The sequence below is a fragment of the Pseudomonas sp. A-1 genome (assembly GCF_004801855.1).
GTDB lineage: Bacteria > Pseudomonadota > Gammaproteobacteria > Pseudomonadales > Pseudomonadaceae > Geopseudomonas.
On sequence record NZ_SSTC01000045.1, the window covers coordinates 1 to 16,311 of the forward strand.

Consider the following 16,311-nt stretch of genomic DNA (forward strand, 5'->3'; position numbering starts at 1 on the left):
CGCGCCTCGCGGTTGCTGGTGGCCGGCGCCTCGATGCCGCGCTGGCTGAGGGTCTGGCGGGCGCGCTCGCGTTCGGCGCCCCGCGCCGGTTCGCGGCCGCGCAGCGCGTCGCGCTGCTCGGCACCGGGCAGACGCTGGCTGTAGCGCTCGCGGCTGGCGTTGTCGCGGTAGGGCACGCCGTCGCGGTTGACCGCGTTGTGCTGCCACTTGTTCTGCCTGGCGTTGATCTGGTTGTTGCGGTTGATGTTGTTGTAGCGGTTGACGTCGATGTCGATGTCGCCGTGGCCCCAGTCGCAGTCGCCCCAGATCGAGTCGATGATCGCCACTCCGGCGGCGAAGCCCAGGCCGGCGACCAGCGCCGAGCCGAAGTAGTAGCCGGGCGGCGGCGGGTAGTACACCGGCGGATAGGCCGGATAGGGCCAGCTGCCGTAGACCACGCTCGGGTTGTAGCTGGGCACGTAGATCACCTGCGGGTCGGCCGGCTCGATGATGATGGTCTGCCCGGCCGGCGGCGCCTGCACCGCGGTGGTGGGGCCGCCCTCTGCCGCACTCTGCACGGTGACCTTCTGCTGCTCGTTGGACTCGAGGTTGCCGGCGGCCTGCGCCTGGCGGCGCAGGCGCTGCACCGAGTCCATCACCTCGCCGGGCTGGGCGAGGAAGGCATCGCCGACCCGCTGCACCCAGGCCGGGTCCTGGCCGAGGGTGACCAGCACCGCCGGGAAGGCCACCAGCGACTGCACGCTGGGGTCCCAGGGCTTGTCCGCCACCTGGCGCACGGCGTCGTCGCCGCTGGCCTTGGGATTCGCCTCCGACCAGGCTACGGCATCGGCGACGTCGCCCGGATAGGTGCTGGCCATCAGCACCTGGGCCAGCAGGGCGTCCGGATACAGCGCCAGCGGCGCCATCATCTGGTCGAGCTCCTCCTGGCGGAACACCGTAGCAGCCGGCGCGGCGGCGGGCGCTGTGCTGGCAGCCTCCGTGGCCGCCTGGGCTGCGCCCGGCTGCGGCCAGCCGGCCACGGCCAGCCAGGCGAGCAGGATGGCGCTGAAACGACGATCGATACGCATGGCGCCTCTCCTCGAGCAGGCCGGCGGCCCAGCAAGCATAGGCCGCGCCCCCGCTGCGTGCCCGCTCGCCCGACCGGGGGCCGGACGCGCCGGAAAGCGCCGCACGCCGCGCGACTGGCCGCTGTTTCGGCGCCGCTACCTCAATCCCCAGGACCACACCGTCTTTACCCCTGCGAGAGGGCTGGCATAAGGTAGCGCTCCTCATGGCAGACCGTGGTACCTCAGGGATGGTCCCTTCGCCTCAGCTTCCCGATGCTCGACGTCGGCACCGCTGCGCACTCCTGATCTGCCCCCTTTCGGCCAGCCGGCCGCAATCGGAGTTCTTCAGTGAGTAGCACCGACGCCTACTACGCCCGCAACGCCCAGCAGTTCATCGCCGACACCCAGGACGTGGACATGCAGGCGCTCCATGCGCCCTTCCTCGCCGAACTGCCGGCCAGCGCCCACATCCTCGACGCCGGCTGCGGCGCAGGGCGCGATGCCCTAGCCTTCCAGCGACTCGGCCATCAGGTCAGCGCCTTCGACGCCAGCGCGCCGCTGGCCGAGCACGCCAGCCGACTGCTCGGCCAGACCGTGCCGGTCAGGCGCTTCGCCGAGGTCGACGAAGTCGAGCGCTACGACGGCATCTGGGCCTGCGCCAGCCTGCTGCATGTGCCGGCAAGCCAGTTGCCGGACGCCTTCGCCCGCCTGTGGCGCGCGCTCAAGCCCGGCGGGGTGCTGTACTGCAGCTTCAAGCTGGGCAGCGGCGAGCGCCTGCACCACGAACGCCACTTCACCGATGCCGACGAAGCGCGCCTCGCCGCCTGGACCCAGCAGCTGCCCGGCCTGACCCGCACGCACTGCTGGACCAGCACGGACCAGCGCCCCGGCCGCAGTGAGCAGTGGCTGAACGCCCTGCTGCACAAGGCGCCCAGCAAGCTGGTGACCGGCGGCGACGAGTACCCGTTCCTGCCGCACCTGTGCGCCGCCATCCATCAGGCACACCGCGTCGACATGGCGGTCGCCTTCATCAAGACCACCGGCCTGCGCCTGCTGTTGCCCGACCTGCTGGAATCCCTGCAACGCAGCGAATCCCAGCTGCCGCCGGCGCAGGTGCGCATCCTGACCAGCGACTATCTGGACGTCACCGATCCGGAGGCCCTGCGCCTGCTGATGCTGCTGGCCGAACAAGGCGCCCAAGTGCGCGTCTACCAGAGCAGCGGCAGCAGCTTCCACCTCAAGGCCTATCTGTTCAGCGGGCAGGATTGGGGACGCGCCTTTATCGGCTCCAGCAATATCAGTCGACTGGCACTGCAGCAGGGCCTGGAGTGGAACTACCGGATCGACTACCCCGGCGATGACGGTTATCTGGAAGCCCGCCGGCGTTTCGACGAGCTGTTCGCCCACCCGCGCAGCACGCTACTCAGCGACGCCTGGATCGACGCCTACGAGCAGCGCCGCATCCAACCGACGCAATCCTTCGAACCGGGCAGCACCGAGAGCGAACCGCCACCGACGCCCAGCAAGGTGCAGCGCGAGGCGCTGCAGGCGCTCAGCGCCACCCGCGCCGAAGGCTACCTGCGCGGGCTGGTGGTGCTGGCCACCGGCCTCGGCAAGACCTGGCTGGCCGCCTTCGACGTCAAGCAGATGGGCGCACGGCGGGTGCTGTTCGTCGCCCACCGCGAGGAAATCCTCAACCAGGCGGCGGCGACCTTCGCGCGCATCCAACCCACAGCGAGCATCGGCTTCTACCGCGGCCAGCAACGCGACAACCAGGTCGACATCCTCTGCGCCTCGGTGCAGACCCTCGGCAAGGCCGAGCACCTGCAGCGCTTCAAGGCGCAGCACTTCGATTACCTGGTGGTCGATGAATTCCACCACGCCTCGGCGCCGACCTATCGCCGCCTGCTGCAGCATTTCGCCCCGGCCTTCCTGCTCGGCCTGACCGCCACCCCGGACCGTACCGACAACGCCGACATCCTCGCCCTGTGCGACGACAATCTGGTCTATGCAAGCGACCTGTTCTGCGGCGTCACGGAAAAGCTGCTGGTGCCCTTCCACTACTACGGCGTCTTCGACAGCGACGTGGATTACCAGGCCATTCCCTGGCGCAATGGCCGCTTCGATCCCGAGCTGCTGGGCAACAAGCTGGCCACCCTCGGCCGCGCCCGCCATGCGCTGAGCACCTGGCGCCTGCATGCCCAGCAGCGCACCCTGGCCTTCTGCGTCTCCACCCGCCACGCCGACTTCATGGCCGACTACTTCCGCAAGCAGGGCGTGCGGGCGGCGGCGGTGTACGCCGACTCCCAGCTGTCGCGCGGCGAGGCGCTGGAGCAACTGAGCGCCGGCCAGCTGCAGGTGCTGTTCTCCGTCGACCTGTTCAACGAGGGCGTCGACCTGCCGAGCATCGACACGGTGATGATGCTGCGCCCCACCGAGTCGAAGATTCTCTTCCTGCAGCAGCTCGGCCGCGGCCTGCGCAAGGCGGACGGCAAGGACAAGCTGGTGGTGCTCGACTTCGTCGCCAACCACCAGAGCTTCCTGCACAAGCCGATGGCGCTGATGAACCGCAGCATGAACCACCGCCAACTGGCCGAGTTCGGTCGAAAGGCGGAACGGGGCCAACTGGAGCTGCCGGAAGGCTGCTTCGTCAATTACGACCTGCAGTTCATCGACTTCCTCAAGTCGCTGGACAGCGCCAGCGTGCAAAGCGACTACCGCAGCCTGCGCGAAGTGCTCGGCCGCCGCCCCAGCCTGACCGAGTTCTACCGTTCGGGCGCCAGCCTGCCGGACATGCGCCGCCAGCATGGCCATTGGTTCGCCCTGATCGCCAGCGAGGAAGCCGAACTGCCACAGATCGAGCGTCAGCTCATCACCAAACACGGCGACTTCCTGCGCGAGCTGGAAACCACCGCGATGACCAAGAGCTACAAGATGGTCCTGCTCGAAGCCTTTCAGGAACTGGACGGCTGGCGCGAAGCTGTCGAACTCGCACAACTGACCGAGCGCTCCTGGCAAGTGCTGCAACGCCGCCGCCCGTTGCTCGGCGATCTGCCCGAGGAATATCAAGGCGCGAAGCAGATGCCTGGAGACTGGCTGAGATACTGGAAAAAGAACCCCATCGACGCCTGGACCGGCGGCCGCTATTTCAGCGTCGAGGAAGGCCTGTTTATCGGCAATCTCGTCGTCGCTGAAACGGCCATCGCACCGCTGACAGATATGGTGCAGGAACTGGTGGACTACCGCCTGACCACCTACGCCGCACGCACGGCCCCAATCCCGGACAACGTGCATCAGCTACCGAGCCACCCACAGCAGGTGGAACTGGCCTATTTCCCCAGCCTGAAAATCGCCTGCGGCCACTTCCGCACCAGCCGCGCCGACTACGAGGAATACCGCGCGCTCGGCCAGCAATACGGCAACCTCGACCCGTCCCGCCACTTCCTCGCCCGCGCTTCCGGCAACTCGATGAACGGTGGAAAGAGCCCAATCCGAGACGGCGATTACCTGCTGTTGGAAGTGATCGGCAGCGACAACGCCGGCAAGATCACCGGTGAAACCGTGGCCATCGAGCGCCAGGACGAATCCGGCGACAACCAATACCTGCTGCGCAAAGTCCTCAAGGACGCCAACGGCCAATACCGCCTGCGCGCCAACAACCCCGACTATGCCGACATTCTGGTCAGCGACGAACTACGGGAACAGCTGCGCACCTTCGCCCGCCTGAAAGCGGTCATCGACCCGCTGCAAATGCAGGTCGGCCAACGCTTCATGCGCGAGGAAATCCCGCCGCTGTTCGGCGTCGAGTTCAATGCTGGCAACTGGAACAGCGGGCATGTGGTGATCGGCGAGCGCAATGCCCATGTTTTGCTGGTCACCCTGAACAAGCAGGGCAAGGCCGAAGACCTGCGCTATCGAGATCACTGGATCGACGAGCAGCATTTCCACTGGCAGACGCAGAACCAGACGGCGCCCGACAACAAGCGCGGCAAGGAAATCATCCACCACGCGGCACTGGGCATCGACCTGCACCTGTTTGTGCGGGACAACAAACTGGAAAACGGCAAGGCGGCGCCGTTCCGTTACTACGGCAAGGTGAACTACCAGAGCCATAGCGGCAGCAAGCCGATGAGCGTGGTGTTTGAGCTGGACGCGCTGACCGTCGCGTGACCGTCGACGGGCGGGGTGCGCACTTCCGTTGTGCGGCAACCTGCTGCGCGCCCTGGCCGTCATCGCCCTGCCGCGCCGCTTTGTGGTACATGTCCTGCGGACCCGGACGCTCCCGGAGCGTGTCCGGCGCTGCCTGCCCGGCAGCCCCCAGAACAACAAGAAGAAGGACCTCCCATGAGGCGCGTCATCCTCACGCCCGATCTCGTGGTGCTCGCCGCCGGCATGGTCGCCGCCATGCATGTCGGCAAACTGCCGCCCGCCCTGCCCGTGCTGCGCGAGGCTCTGGGCCTCAGCCTGATCCAGGCCGGTTTCCTGCTCTCGCTGGTCCAACTGGCCGGCATGAGCCTCGGCCTGCTGATCGGCCTGGCCGCCGACAACCTGGGCATGCGCCGCAGCATCCTCTGCGGCCTGGCGCTGCTGGCGAGCGTCAGCGCCCTCGGCGGCTGGGCCCGCGAGGCGTCCGACCTGCTCTGGCTGCGCGCGCTGGAAGGCTGCGGCTTCCTGCTGGTCGCCCTGCCCGCCCCGGGTCTGATCCGCCGCCTGGTCGCCCCGGCGCAGCTCAACCTCAGGCTGGGCCTGTGGGGCTGCTACATGGGCAGCGGCACCGCCCTGGCCCTGCTGTGCGGGCCATGGGTGATGGCCTCGTCCGGCTGGCAAGGCTGGTGGTGGACGCTGGCGCTGCTGTCGCTCGGCATGCTGCTGTGGGTATGGCGGCGGGTGCCGGCCGACCCGCCCAAGGCCCCTGCCCATGCCGGCGCGGACGCGCTCGCCGAATGGCTGGGACGCCTGCGCCTGACCCTCACCGCGCGCGGCCCCTGGCTGCTCGCCCTGCTCTTCGCCGCCTATGCCAGCCAGTGGCTGACGGTGATCGGCTTCCTGCCGTCCATCTATGCCCAGGCCGGCATCGGCACCGCCCTGGCCGGCGCGCTGACCGCCCTGGCCTCGGCGGCCAACGTGCTCGGCAACCTGGCAGCCGGGCTGCTGCTGCAGCGCGGCCTGTCCGCCCGCCTGCTGCTCGGCATCGGCTTCCTCTGCATGAGCCTGGGCACCTTCGGCGCCTTCACCCCGGCCAGCGCCGAACTGCCGCAGCTGCGCTATGCGGCGGTCCTGCTGTTCTCCGCGGTCGGCGGCCTGATCCCCGCCACCCTGTTCGCCCAGGCGGTGCGCCTGGCTCCCAGCGAGCGCAGCATCGCCACCACCGTCGGCTGGATGCAGCAATGGTCGGCGCTCGGCCAGTTCTGCGCACCTCCGCTGGCCGGCTGGCTGGCCGTCAGCGTCGGCGGCTGGCACTACACCTGGCTGCTCACCGGCAGCGCATCGCTGCTCGGCCTGTTGCTGGTGGCGCAGCTGCCTGCCGCGCGGCCAGCTCGCTGCTCACGCCCGCCAGCCTGCATTCCGGATCGGCGACCTTATGGCACGCGGGGGTGAGCCTCTCGCAGGCTTCTCCACCGCCCGCTGCAACAGGCCCAGCTGCTCGACCGCCTGCTTCGCCGTCAGGCCGGGATGCGCCTTGAGCAGGCGCAGCAGCGGTGTTTCTTCCGCCTTTCTTCCGCTCTGCACCGAACTTTCTACCGAACCCTGTACCGGCGCTTCCGCCGCGATGGCGTCTGCCAGCGACTACCCGGCAGTACGTCAGACTGCCTAAAAGCTGAATTCAAGTTGCCCAGAGGTAACATATAAGTTACCTTTTGAGTCATGACGATCACAGTCGAAGAATACCTCCGCTCCGATGACTCCAGCCCTTTCGAACGCTGGTTCTCATCCTTGGACGCCCAAGCCGCCGCCAAGGTGTCCACGGCCATCGTGCGCATGGAGATGGGCAACACCTCCAGCATCAAGTGGTTCGACGGACTCGGCGAATACCGGATTGACTGGGGGCCGGGACCGGATCTACCTGGTTCAAGAGGGGAAACGCCTCATCATCCTGTTCGGCGGCGGAACCAAGGCCAGCCAGAAAGCCGATATCAAGCAAGCAAAGGAGCTGCTGGCCGAGTACAAAAGCCGCAAGAGCGCGGCCAAACGATAGAGGTAATCCACCATGGCTCTCACCCGCAGCTTCAAACAAACTGTCGCAGAACGTGCGCAGCGTGATCCCGCATTCGCCCAAGCCCTGCTGGACGAGGCGGCCACTCTGTTCCTGAATGGTGAGCCGGAAGCCGCTCGCGTGATTCTGCGTGACCTGGTCAACGCTACCGTGGGATTTGAGGAGCTGTCCCGCGAAACTGCGAAACCCAGTAAAAGCCTGCACCGCATGCTCTCCGCCAGCGGCAATCCCAGCATGGACAACCTGGCGGCCATATTTGCCGTCATCCGTGCCAAGCTCGGCGTCGATATCCAGGTCCACGCCGTGCGCGCAGCCTGACAACGGGGCACAGATTCCCCAGAAACAAAAAAGGCCCGCATCGCTGCGAGCCTAAGTCGTTGATTTATATGGTGCCGGCACCAGGAATCGAACCCGGGACCTACTGATTACAAGAACGCTGCTCACAGCAGCAAAACCGGGCGTTTGCGAGGTTTCTTGTTACGCAATAGGCGGGCTTTCGGCCGGATTCCATGCGGTTTCCGGCCGTTCTGTTACGTAGGGGATGGGGGTCAGTTCGAGGAGGGATCGACCAGCGGGATGCTGTGGTCGTAGACGTCGAGCATGGACTCGTCGCGGTGGCCGCTGGCCAGCTGCTTGTCGGCGCGGGTGCCGGGGGTGTCGGTGATGCCGCGGCGCTTGAGGTCGTGCAGGCCGAAGCGCTCCTCGGCGGTGATCACGCCGGCCTCGATCGCGGTCGTGATGAAGCGCTGCCAGGCCGTGTCCAGGCTGGACTTCTGCAGCGCGCCGCCGTGGGCCGCCACGATGATGAAGCGCTTGTCGGCCGCCGTTGGTACCGCGGTTCGCTTGCTCTCCCAGATCCGCCCGCGGTAGGCCTTGGCGCCGTCCCACGCAGCGCGCAGCCGTGGCGTCCAGCGCACCACGTTGTCGCGGCTGCCCTTGCGCCGGTTGGTCAGCACGCCGTCCTGGAGCTCGTTGGCGTCGGTCAGGGTGACGGCCTCGATGCCGCGCAGCCGGCACAGGTAGGCCAGCTCCATCACGTAGCTCAAGTACTCTGGGCACGCCCCGGGCTGGCCGCGCTTCAACTGGCCGAGCTCGCGCGCCCGGTCGATCAGCTTCTGCATGGTCTCCGCCGATGGCAGCCGGCGCTGCCGGCGCTCCACCGGCGCCTCGATCCCCATGGCCGGGTTCGCGTCCAGGTAGCCGCGGTTCCGCCCCCACTGCATCACACGGCGCAGGTACCGGAGCAGGTGCGCCGCCTTGGACGGCGTCCCCTCGTCCGCGATGCGATCCACCAGGCGTTGCACCAGGGCGGACGTGAACTTGCGGACAGCCAGCTCGCCGAGCGGCTTGCCGATACGGGTAGGGATCGCCAGCAGCGCGTCGCGGCTGTAGCAGTAGTCCGCCTGCGTCTTGGCCGCCAGGCGCTTGAACTGGGCGCTGTCGTGGAACTTCTCGCAGAGGTAACGGAGGCTGTCGCGATCGATGCCGTCGCGCAGCTCCATGATCTTGTGCAGCTCGGAGAGGGTCGCCGTGGCCGGCGCCACGTTCTGCCGTCGCTGCCGTCCGGCCTCGTCGCGGTGCAGGGTGTACCAGGTACCCCTGCCGCGATGATCAAAAAAGCAGGCCGCTGGGATAGCGGCCTGGTCGATGTGCGACGGGATGTTGGGGTTGTGCTTCCTGGCTCGCCTCATAGGATCTCGACGCCGTACTGCTCCTGGGGCGCCGGCTTCAGCCCGCCGGCCTGGTTGATCAGCTCCACGGTAGTCCAGGGGCCGGTGCGGCCCCTGAACAGGCGGATGCCCTGCTCATGCAGGGCCCGCTCAACGTCTGCCCGGCGGGCGTATCCAGTGATGCGCTTCAGATCCTCGAAAGTGAGCACGCCGCTGGACGCACCGTTCATGGCAGCGGCTCCAGTCTACCGCCTCCAGCCTGCCACCACTTCCGAGAAACACCCGCCATGGCTTCTCGCCGAAGGTGGGGGACCGTCACTGCCCGGCCCTCTTCTTCTTGCGCTCGGCCGAGCACCTGGTGTGCTTGCCGGCACTGCGTGGCTTGCCGCAGATGTCGCAGCGCCACACCGTGCCGAAGTCGCTGAAGACGGCCGGCTTGCGTGGCGTGCTCATCCCCGCCCCCTCCGCCGCTGCATCCCCATCTTCTCCCGGTACCCCAGCGCCCTATCCCGCCACTCGGCCCGCTCGCCCTTCACCCTGGCCAGCGCGGCGCGCAGGCGCACCACCTCGGCCGAGGACTGCTGCAGGTCCTGCTTGTAGGCCTCGGCGATCGCCGCGCAGGACGTGAGGCGCTGCGCCTGGTCCATGATCTCCGCCTGCTGGTTCGCCGACAGCTCGAGCAGCGCGCGGATGCGCTCCTGGGCGGCCTCGTGCTCCTCGCGGCTGACCGTGTCGCCAATCAGCCGGGCCCATGCGTTCCTTATCACCTGCATCACAACACCTCCTGCCGCGCCATGCTCAACCCCACCGCCACCGGCCGCACCCACACCGGCATGCTGCTGAGCATGAAGGTCTCGCCCTGGCCGGCCAGCAGCAGGGTAGTGCCCATTACGTGGGCGATGGCCTCTGCCGCGGCCGGCGGCACCGCGTTGCCGATGCGCTCCCGCCAGGCCTGATCGGACAGGCCGTCCAGCTCCAGCTGCTCCTCCGGGTCCACCAGGCTCTGCAGGGCAGCCAGCTCGAGCGTCGTGAAAGGCCGGTGCCAGGTGCCATCGAGGGCGCGGATCACGCAGGTCAGGCGCTCATCGGCCGCCGGCATGCGCGGATCGGCGACGCTCCAGCGGCCGTTGTCTTGGCGCGCGCTTGCTGACACGGCGCCGGCCTGGCCATCCCAGGCCACCACGCCGTAGTGGCCGCCGGTCAGGTAGGCATCGCCGGCGACGCGGCGCATGCCCGGCCGCGGATCGGCGACGCTGAACGTGCCTTGCCCGGGCGATTTCACGCCGATCACCGCCCCGCTGGTCTCGTCCCAGCGGCGCACGCCGTACTGCTGGTACTGCAGGGCCTCGGCCGGCGCCCGCGGGTCGGCCACCGAGAATGCGCCGTTGGTGGGGCTGCTGCGGCCGGCGACGGTACCCACCGCCTGATCCCAGTCGCGCACACCCAGGTAGCCCGCCTGGTACTCGGGCACGATCACGAAATCCCGCAGGTAGCCGTCCTCGATCGCCAGACGGTTGAGCGACCGCCAGTCCTTCCCGGCCTCGACCAGGGCGAGGCGCACCCAGGTCTTCCACTGCAGTGCCGGTACCCGGTGCATCGGCCCGGCGGCCTCGACGTCGCCGGCCAGCGGCATGCGACCGAGGATGTCGCCAACCGCGCGCAGGGTCTTCTTCTCCGGCTCGTAGAGATAGGGCGGGACCTTCTCGCAGTACCGTGCCACCAGCAGGAAACGCTTGCGGCTCTGGGCCAGGCCGCCGAGCTCGCCGCAGTCGTGGGTGGTCTCGGCGACGGCATAGCCGTAGTGGCCGAGCAGCTTGCCGATCTGGTCCAGCAGGTGCCGGCCGCGTGTGGCCAGCCGGGGCACGTTCTCAAACACGATCAGGTCGACCGGGTTGTGCTTCCAGGCCTCGCACATCAGCCACACGCAGCGCAGCGTCAGCTCGTTGAGCGCCTGGTACTTCGGGGTCTTGCTCATGCTCTCTGACAGCAGGCCGGAGGCGCCCTTGCACGGGCTGCTGATGAACACCGCGTTCGGGTCTTCGTTCTGCGCGGCGCGGCGGATGTCCTCGGGCGTTGCCTCCCGCCAGCCGGCCGGCGGCTCCTGGCCGTGGAAACGGCTGTACTGGTCGCGGGTGAACAGGTCCAGCAGGGTGCCCGGCACGCCAGCGAGACGCTCGAAGTCGCGCAGCCCGGCCGGGTCGACATCGATGCCGCCGAGACAGCGCCACTCGGCCTGCTGGTTGCCGACCACCGGGCGGGCACGGTTGAAGCCCTTGGCGCCGCCGCCCAGGCCGCAGCAGAAGTGGAAGTGCGTGAAGGTGCGTTTAACGTGCATAGCGGCGCTTCTCCTGCTTGGCGGTACGGGCGGCTTCCTGCTCGGCCATGTGGGCTGCCCACTCGGCGTTCTTGCGCTCCTGCCGGATGCGCGAACAGGCCTGGTGATTCTTGCTCGAGCGGTGCTTGCCGCAGATGTCGCAGTGGCTCGGGTGCTGCAGGCTCATCCGAGCCATGGGCGGGCGAATGCGCTCAGGTTTCGTGCTAGCCTCTGCGCCGCCAGTCCTTGGGTCTTGTACTCGCATGGTGCTTCTCCTTGGGGTTGGTTCGGCGTCGGGGAGTTGCCGCTCCCCGGCGCCACTTCTCTTGATCCTGGTGATCAGCTCACGCCGTCACGTACCCGGCGTCCGTCTTGTTCAGCACGCCCATTCCTGCCGCCTTCTGCATCAGCTTGGTGGCCTTGTCGCTGCCGATCCGCAGTTCCTTGGCGACCCGGCGCACCGCCATCTTGGTTCCGCTCTCCGTGCTGGCGATCAGCTGCAGCAACGGCTCAGGCAGGGCCGAATCCACCCCGACTTCCTCGCTGCGCGCCTTGTCCTGCGCGGTTTCCGGCTGTTCCTGAGCGATGGTTTCCGCCTGTTCCTCGGTGCGTTCCTGCTGCGCAGTGACGGTTTCCGGCTCGCGCTCGGCGGCCGGCGCCGGCCGCAGGGCGGAGAGGATCAGCGCCGGGACGATCTCCAGCGCCGCGGCGAAGCTCAGGCACAGCAGCGTGGCGATCTCCAGCGGCAGACCTGCCGCCTTCGCCGGCTGGCTGCGCAGCGCCGTCAGCTCCTGCGAGGCCGCATCCCGGCGAGCCAGGGCGCGATCGCGCTCGGTGTCGATTCGCACCATGGCGGCGGTTTCCAGCTCAAGGGCGCGGCTGACCATGCCCCGATCGCGCAGCGCGCCGGACTGCTGGCGGACGCCAGCCGCCTCCGCGTCCAGCTGCTCGATGCGTGCCGCATCGGCGCGGCGCAGCTCCTCGAGGTCGGCCTGCCGCTGCACCTGGAGCGCCTGGTGCTCGGCGCGGCTGGTGGCGATCGAGGACATCAGCCGGTCATAGGTCGCCCAGCCGGACACCCCGCCCAGGGCCAGCGCGCAGCCCATCATCAGCAGCGCGCACAGCGCCCGGCGCATCGCCAGCAGGCCGAGAGCCAGCGGCCACGCGCAGTACTTGAACAGGTCGAGCACGACCGCCGCGGTGGCGAACAGCGCCGCCAGCAGGGCATCGTCGATCAGCGCTTCGATGGCCATCGCCACCGAGGCGGCCGTCACCCCGGCCAGCAGGGCGACCATGGCCAGCAGCGGCCAGCGGTGGTGCGTCATCAGGTTGTGCATGGTGCTTCTCCTCTCCAGGCTCAGCAGCCGTTGCCATAGCGCCGGCGCAGCTCGGCGAAGACCGCCTCGCCATCCACCAGGTACTCGTGCACCTCGCGCTCGGGCTGGCTGTCCATCCGCAGCAAAGCCAGGCAGTCGTCGAACAGATCGCCGTCCAGCAGGCGGAAGTCGGTCAGGTCGAACGGGTAATCGCTGCCGTTGTACAGGCCGAGCAGGAAGCGGCCGATCACGCGGCTCTGTCCGGTGCCGCGCAGGGCGACGGGAGCCAGGCGCTCCAGGGCGGCTATGCCGGCGGCTCGGATGGCCGGGCGCTGTTCCAGGTCGTCGGCGATGCGTTGGCAGGCTCGCTGCAGGGCATCTCGGGTGTCGTTGTGCATGGTGTTTCTCCTTGAGGTTGGTCAGGCGCCTGGGAGTTGCCGCTCCCGGCGCCGTCGGGTCAGTTGATGCGGACCTTGCGGCCCTGCTCGTCGATCACGAACAGGTCAACGTCCTCCAGGCGGTACCGACCGCCGTAGCCGCCGAGGACGACGTAGCCGTCCTTGTCGTCCTCGATGTGCACCTGGAACGGGTAGGGCATGCCCTGGCGCTGCGCCTGGACGGCCTGGTGCGCGTACTTGCTCGACTTCTTGATCTCTGCATAGAGCTGCTGCATGGCACTTCTCCTTGGGGTTGTCGCCCCGGCGTTGCCGCGCCGGAGCGTGGGGTTGTCAGGCCGGCTGGAAAACCCAGCAACGGACGGTCTTGGCCGTGTTGTAGGCGTCCACCCGAGCCGAGTTCACGGGCTTGTTCGACTCCAGGAACTTCGGCGACTTGCTGGTCTTCAGCAGGCGCTTCAGCTCGCTGAGCTGCGGTACCTGCTGCCGCTTGTTGGCCGCCTGCTCGACGAACTCGTTCAGGTTCACCGCGATCAGATCCTTGCGCCGCGAGTGGTTGAGGGCGCCGCCTTCCCCCGGCGCGGCGCCGTTGAGGAAGTCGTACAGGTCCCAGAACTCGCGCACCGTCGGGTGGTCGGCGTTGATCGCCTGCTGCCGCTCCTCGGCCATGCGGCCGATCTCGGCGTGCACCTGGGCCGCGCGCTCTGCGCCGAGCGGTACCACCAGGGCCAGCGCGTCGACCAGGGCGCGCAGCTGCGCGTGGTTCTTGGCGATCCGCACCGTGCGGATGCCCGGGCGGGCCAGCAGCTCCTGCTCGTAGCCCGAGGTGCGCTCGGTCACCGTCTGCACCACCTCGTGCTCACGCTGCAGCGCCTTGATCAGGAAGCCGCTGAGCTGCTCCATCGGCCAGCGCTCCAGCTGCTCGGCCAACAGCTTGGTCTCCGGCGTCTGGTGCTCGCGGGTCAGGCCCACGTGGCAGATCCGCTGCAGGATCGGCTCGGAGGCGCTGACCGGGTTGTTCTGGGCGATCAGCAGCGCGCCGCGGAACGGCGGCTCGCGGGTGTCGTTGCCGTTGTTCTTCACACCGGTGGAGCGCACGCTGCGGCCGTTGTAGGCGGTCTTCAGCTCGTCCCAGTCGTAGTGCTTCACCGGCGCGCCGTCCTTCTGCTCGCGCTCCGACTCGATCAGCACCACCGGCAGGTTGCCCACCTGGGCGAAGTTGCGCGCCCGGCTCGCCGGGGTCGCCTTCGACGGGTCGAAGCCCTCGTACTCGGTACGGCCGACCAGCTTCCAGAACAGCTCCACCAGCGTCGTCTTGCCCGCGCCGGCCTCGCCGACCAGCTCCAGGAAGGGGTACGACTTCTGCACCAGGCGGATCTGCTCCGCGGTGAGCGAGCCCAGCCACCAGGCCAGCACCACCACGCCACGTGCGCCGAAGCAGCGCCAGAACACCTCGAACCAGCTCTCGTCGTAGCCGCTGAGGTCGGGGTTGATGTGCAGCACCGGCGACTGGCTCTGGCTCTTGATGCTCAACGGGCCGAGGTCGAAGAAGTCCTCCTCGTTCAGCTTGTGCACCTTGCCGTTCATCACCGCCAGGTCGTTGAACACGTAGGCGCCGTGCTCGCGGCTGTAGCCGATCCAGTCGATGGTGTTCACCGTCTTCAGGCGCTCCAGCTGCGGCTCCAGGAAGCGCTCCAGCTGCTGGCCAGTGCCGAGGAACATCGAGCCCGACGATATGCTCAGCAGCCGCTTCTTGAACTCCGGCGCCGAGGCCAGCTGCCCGGCGGTGAAGGTGTTCTTCACCGTCGGCAGGCCATCGGGCCGCTCGACGCGGAAGTAGTACCAGGACTCGTCGGTCTGCTCGTTGCGCATGTAATAGAGCGCCTGCAGGTAGCAGTTGGCGATGCGCACCACCGCGCCGCTCTGGCGCATGGCCTTCTCCCGCCGCTGGCGGTCGTTGAGCTGCTTGTCCTCGATCTCCTCCGAGCACTCGAGGTCGCGCAGCGTGCGGTCGTAGTGCTCCAGGTCGAACTTGAACCAGTACATGCGGTTCTTGAACGAGAACGGGAATTCTCGGCGCGGCTCCCAGTCGTACATCAGCAGGCCCTTCTCGTCCGGCGTCTCGGCCAGCAGCAGGGCACCCTCGTGGCGGGCCTCGTCCAGGTCGTTCTCGATGCGCCTCGCGCGCTCGCCGGCCTCCTCGATGAAGCTCCAGCGCTGGTGCAGGTCGTTCCAGTCGACCTTCTTGCCGCCGCGCTGCGGAATCAGCGCCGCCTCGCACTTGAAGCCCAGCTCGCGCGCTTCCTTCGCCCAGCGGCGAGTGTTGCCACGGGCCACCGGCTCGTTATCCAGCGCCCACACCAGGCGCGGCAGACGCTTGCCGGCGTCCTGCCGCAGCTTGATCAGGGCCTTGAGCGACTCGGCCGGCAGCGGCGCGCTGGACATCATCGACACCGCCGCCACGTCGTGGTGCAGCAGGGCGATGGCGTCGAAGATCCCCTCGACGATCCACAGCTCGTCCACCTCCAGCAGGTCGAGGCTCGGCGGGCACCACCAGACGCCCTTGTAGCTCGCGCCCGGTTGGAAGCGCGCCTTCTGCTTGCCGAAGCGCTCCGGCCGGTCGATCAGCCGCTCCCAGTAGCCGCCTTTCTCCAGGGGGAAGCGCACGGTCGCGCTGCCGATGCCCAGGTCGCGGCTCCAGTAGTTCTCCTGGCTGTACCAGCCCTCGATCAGCTCCAGGCGAAAGCCCCTGGCGAACTCCAGGTAGGCGCGCGCCGTGGCGTTCGGGCTCTCCTGGGTGGCCGGCGCGGTCTTGCTCCAGTCGTTGAACAGGTCGTCGTACACGTCCTTGATGTGCACCCGGTGGCCGCACTTCTCCTGGCGTCCACAGATCAGCATCCACGGCGAGTCGTGGAAGGTATACAGGGTCTTCTGCCCGCAGCTGTGCGCAGGGCACTTGCCCTTGCGCATGTAGTTGGTGCCGGCCATGTGCTTGAGCCCGTAGTCGCGCTCCAGGCGCTGCAGCACCTCACCCCTGAGTCGTTCTTTCATCTGCATGATGCTGCTGCCTTACTGGTTGGTTCCGAGGGCGGCCTTCAGGGCGCCGATGGCGATCCGTTGCGCAGCGATGTGCGGGCGGGAAGTGATGATGGTGTTGAGCCGCTGGGTCTCCGGAACGCGGGAGAATTCGTCGCACCACCACAGGTCCTGCAGCTGCTGGCGGAACTGCTGCCGCAGCTGCTCCAGCAGCGCGCTGGCATGCCTCTGGCTCAACTGCATCGGGACGAAAACTGCCTTTTCCATGGGGTACTCCAGACTCCGGGCGCAACTTGCCCAAACCCGCGCTCAGCGGATCA

Annotated in this window: 15 protein-coding genes and 1 pseudogene; 4 read left to right on the forward strand and 12 right to left on the reverse strand. The window is 68.0% G+C overall.

From position 1 onward, the window contains the following. Positions 1–1,067: DUF3300 domain-containing protein (locus E5198_RS12015; protein ID WP_136490233.1), on the reverse strand; the 1,067-nt coding region annotated here is incomplete at its 3' end. Between the two features lie 327 nt (positions 1,068–1,394). Between E5198_RS12015 and E5198_RS12020 the strand changes: the two genes are divergently transcribed. The 4 genes and pseudogenes from E5198_RS12020 to E5198_RS12035 all read left to right on the forward strand — a co-directional run bounded on the left by E5198_RS12020 (position 1,395) and on the right by E5198_RS12035 (position 7,578). After that, positions 1,395–5,216, forward strand: coding sequence for a DUF3427 domain-containing protein (locus E5198_RS12020; protein WP_178084068.1), 3,822 nt, complete (start codon positions 1,395–1,397; stop codon positions 5,214–5,216). 174 nt (positions 5,217–5,390) lie between these two features. Next, complete coding sequence (locus tag E5198_RS12025) at positions 5,391–6,644, forward strand: CynX/NimT family MFS transporter (RefSeq protein WP_136490234.1); 1,254 nt, start codon at positions 5,391–5,393, stop codon at positions 6,642–6,644. Between the two features lie 267 nt (positions 6,645–6,911). Continuing rightward, positions 6,912–7,242 (forward strand): annotated as a pseudogene (locus tag E5198_RS22005) (type II toxin-antitoxin system RelE/ParE family toxin). Between the two features lie 12 nt (positions 7,243–7,254). Further along, positions 7,255–7,578, forward strand: a complete 324-nt coding sequence (locus E5198_RS12035; RefSeq protein ID WP_136490235.1) for a DNA-binding protein — start codon at positions 7,255–7,257, stop codon at positions 7,576–7,578. 230 nt (positions 7,579–7,808) lie between these two features. Here the strand turns inward: E5198_RS12035 and xerC are convergent, their stop codons facing one another. From xerC to E5198_RS12085, 11 genes are all read right to left on the reverse strand, one after another. Further along, positions 7,809–8,951, reverse strand: a complete 1,143-nt coding sequence (gene xerC, locus E5198_RS12040; RefSeq protein ID WP_136490236.1) for a tyrosine recombinase XerC — start codon at positions 8,949–8,951, stop codon at positions 7,809–7,811. Continuing rightward, entirely contained in the window at positions 8,948–9,160 is a 213-nt protein-coding gene (locus E5198_RS12045) for a DUF4224 domain-containing protein (protein WP_136490237.1), read from the reverse strand. Before E5198_RS12045 ends, xerC begins: the two co-directional genes overlap by 4 nt. An 85-nt stretch (positions 9,161–9,245) precedes the next feature. Continuing rightward, a complete protein-coding gene (locus E5198_RS21540) occupies positions 9,246–9,383 on the reverse strand; it encodes a hypothetical protein (RefSeq protein ID WP_168772523.1) in 138 nt (45 codons plus the stop codon). Beyond that, positions 9,380–9,703, reverse strand: coding sequence for a hypothetical protein (locus tag E5198_RS12050; protein WP_136490238.1), 324 nt, complete (start codon positions 9,701–9,703; stop codon positions 9,380–9,382). The genes E5198_RS21540 and E5198_RS12050 overlap by 4 nt, the downstream gene beginning before the upstream one ends. Further along, the gene (locus E5198_RS12055) at positions 9,703–11,265 is read right to left on the reverse strand and encodes a DNA cytosine methyltransferase (RefSeq protein ID WP_136490239.1); all 1,563 of its coding nucleotides are present in this window, start codon (positions 11,263–11,265) and stop codon (positions 9,703–9,705) included. The genes E5198_RS12050 and E5198_RS12055 overlap by 1 nt, the downstream gene beginning before the upstream one ends. Further along, positions 11,255–11,431: a hypothetical protein gene (locus tag E5198_RS12060; protein WP_305956056.1), complete on the reverse strand. Its 177-nt coding sequence runs from the start codon at positions 11,429–11,431 to the stop codon at positions 11,255–11,257. Before E5198_RS12060 ends, E5198_RS12055 begins: the two co-directional genes overlap by 11 nt. Positions 11,432–11,588: 157 nt before the next feature. Further along, a complete protein-coding gene (locus E5198_RS12065) occupies positions 11,589–12,581 on the reverse strand; it encodes a hypothetical protein (RefSeq protein ID WP_136490241.1) in 993 nt (330 codons plus the stop codon). A 20-nt stretch (positions 12,582–12,601) separates the two neighbouring features. Then, positions 12,602–12,958, reverse strand: a complete 357-nt coding sequence (locus E5198_RS12070; RefSeq protein ID WP_136490242.1) for a hypothetical protein — start codon at positions 12,956–12,958, stop codon at positions 12,602–12,604. A gap of 59 nt (positions 12,959–13,017) precedes the next feature. Further along, positions 13,018–13,233 (reverse strand): hypothetical protein, encoded by a 216-nt coding sequence (locus E5198_RS12075; RefSeq protein WP_136490243.1) that lies wholly within the window; start codon positions 13,231–13,233, stop codon positions 13,018–13,020. 55 nt (positions 13,234–13,288) lie between these two features. Next, positions 13,289–16,006: a toprim domain-containing protein gene (locus E5198_RS12080; RefSeq protein ID WP_136490274.1), complete on the reverse strand. Its 2,718-nt coding sequence runs from the start codon at positions 16,004–16,006 to the stop codon at positions 13,289–13,291. Between the two features lie 18 nt (positions 16,007–16,024). Further along, on the reverse strand, positions 16,025–16,258 hold the full coding sequence (locus E5198_RS12085; protein ID WP_136490244.1) for a hypothetical protein: 234 nt from the start codon (positions 16,256–16,258) through the stop codon (positions 16,025–16,027). Between the last annotated feature and the right edge of the window lie 53 nt (positions 16,259–16,311).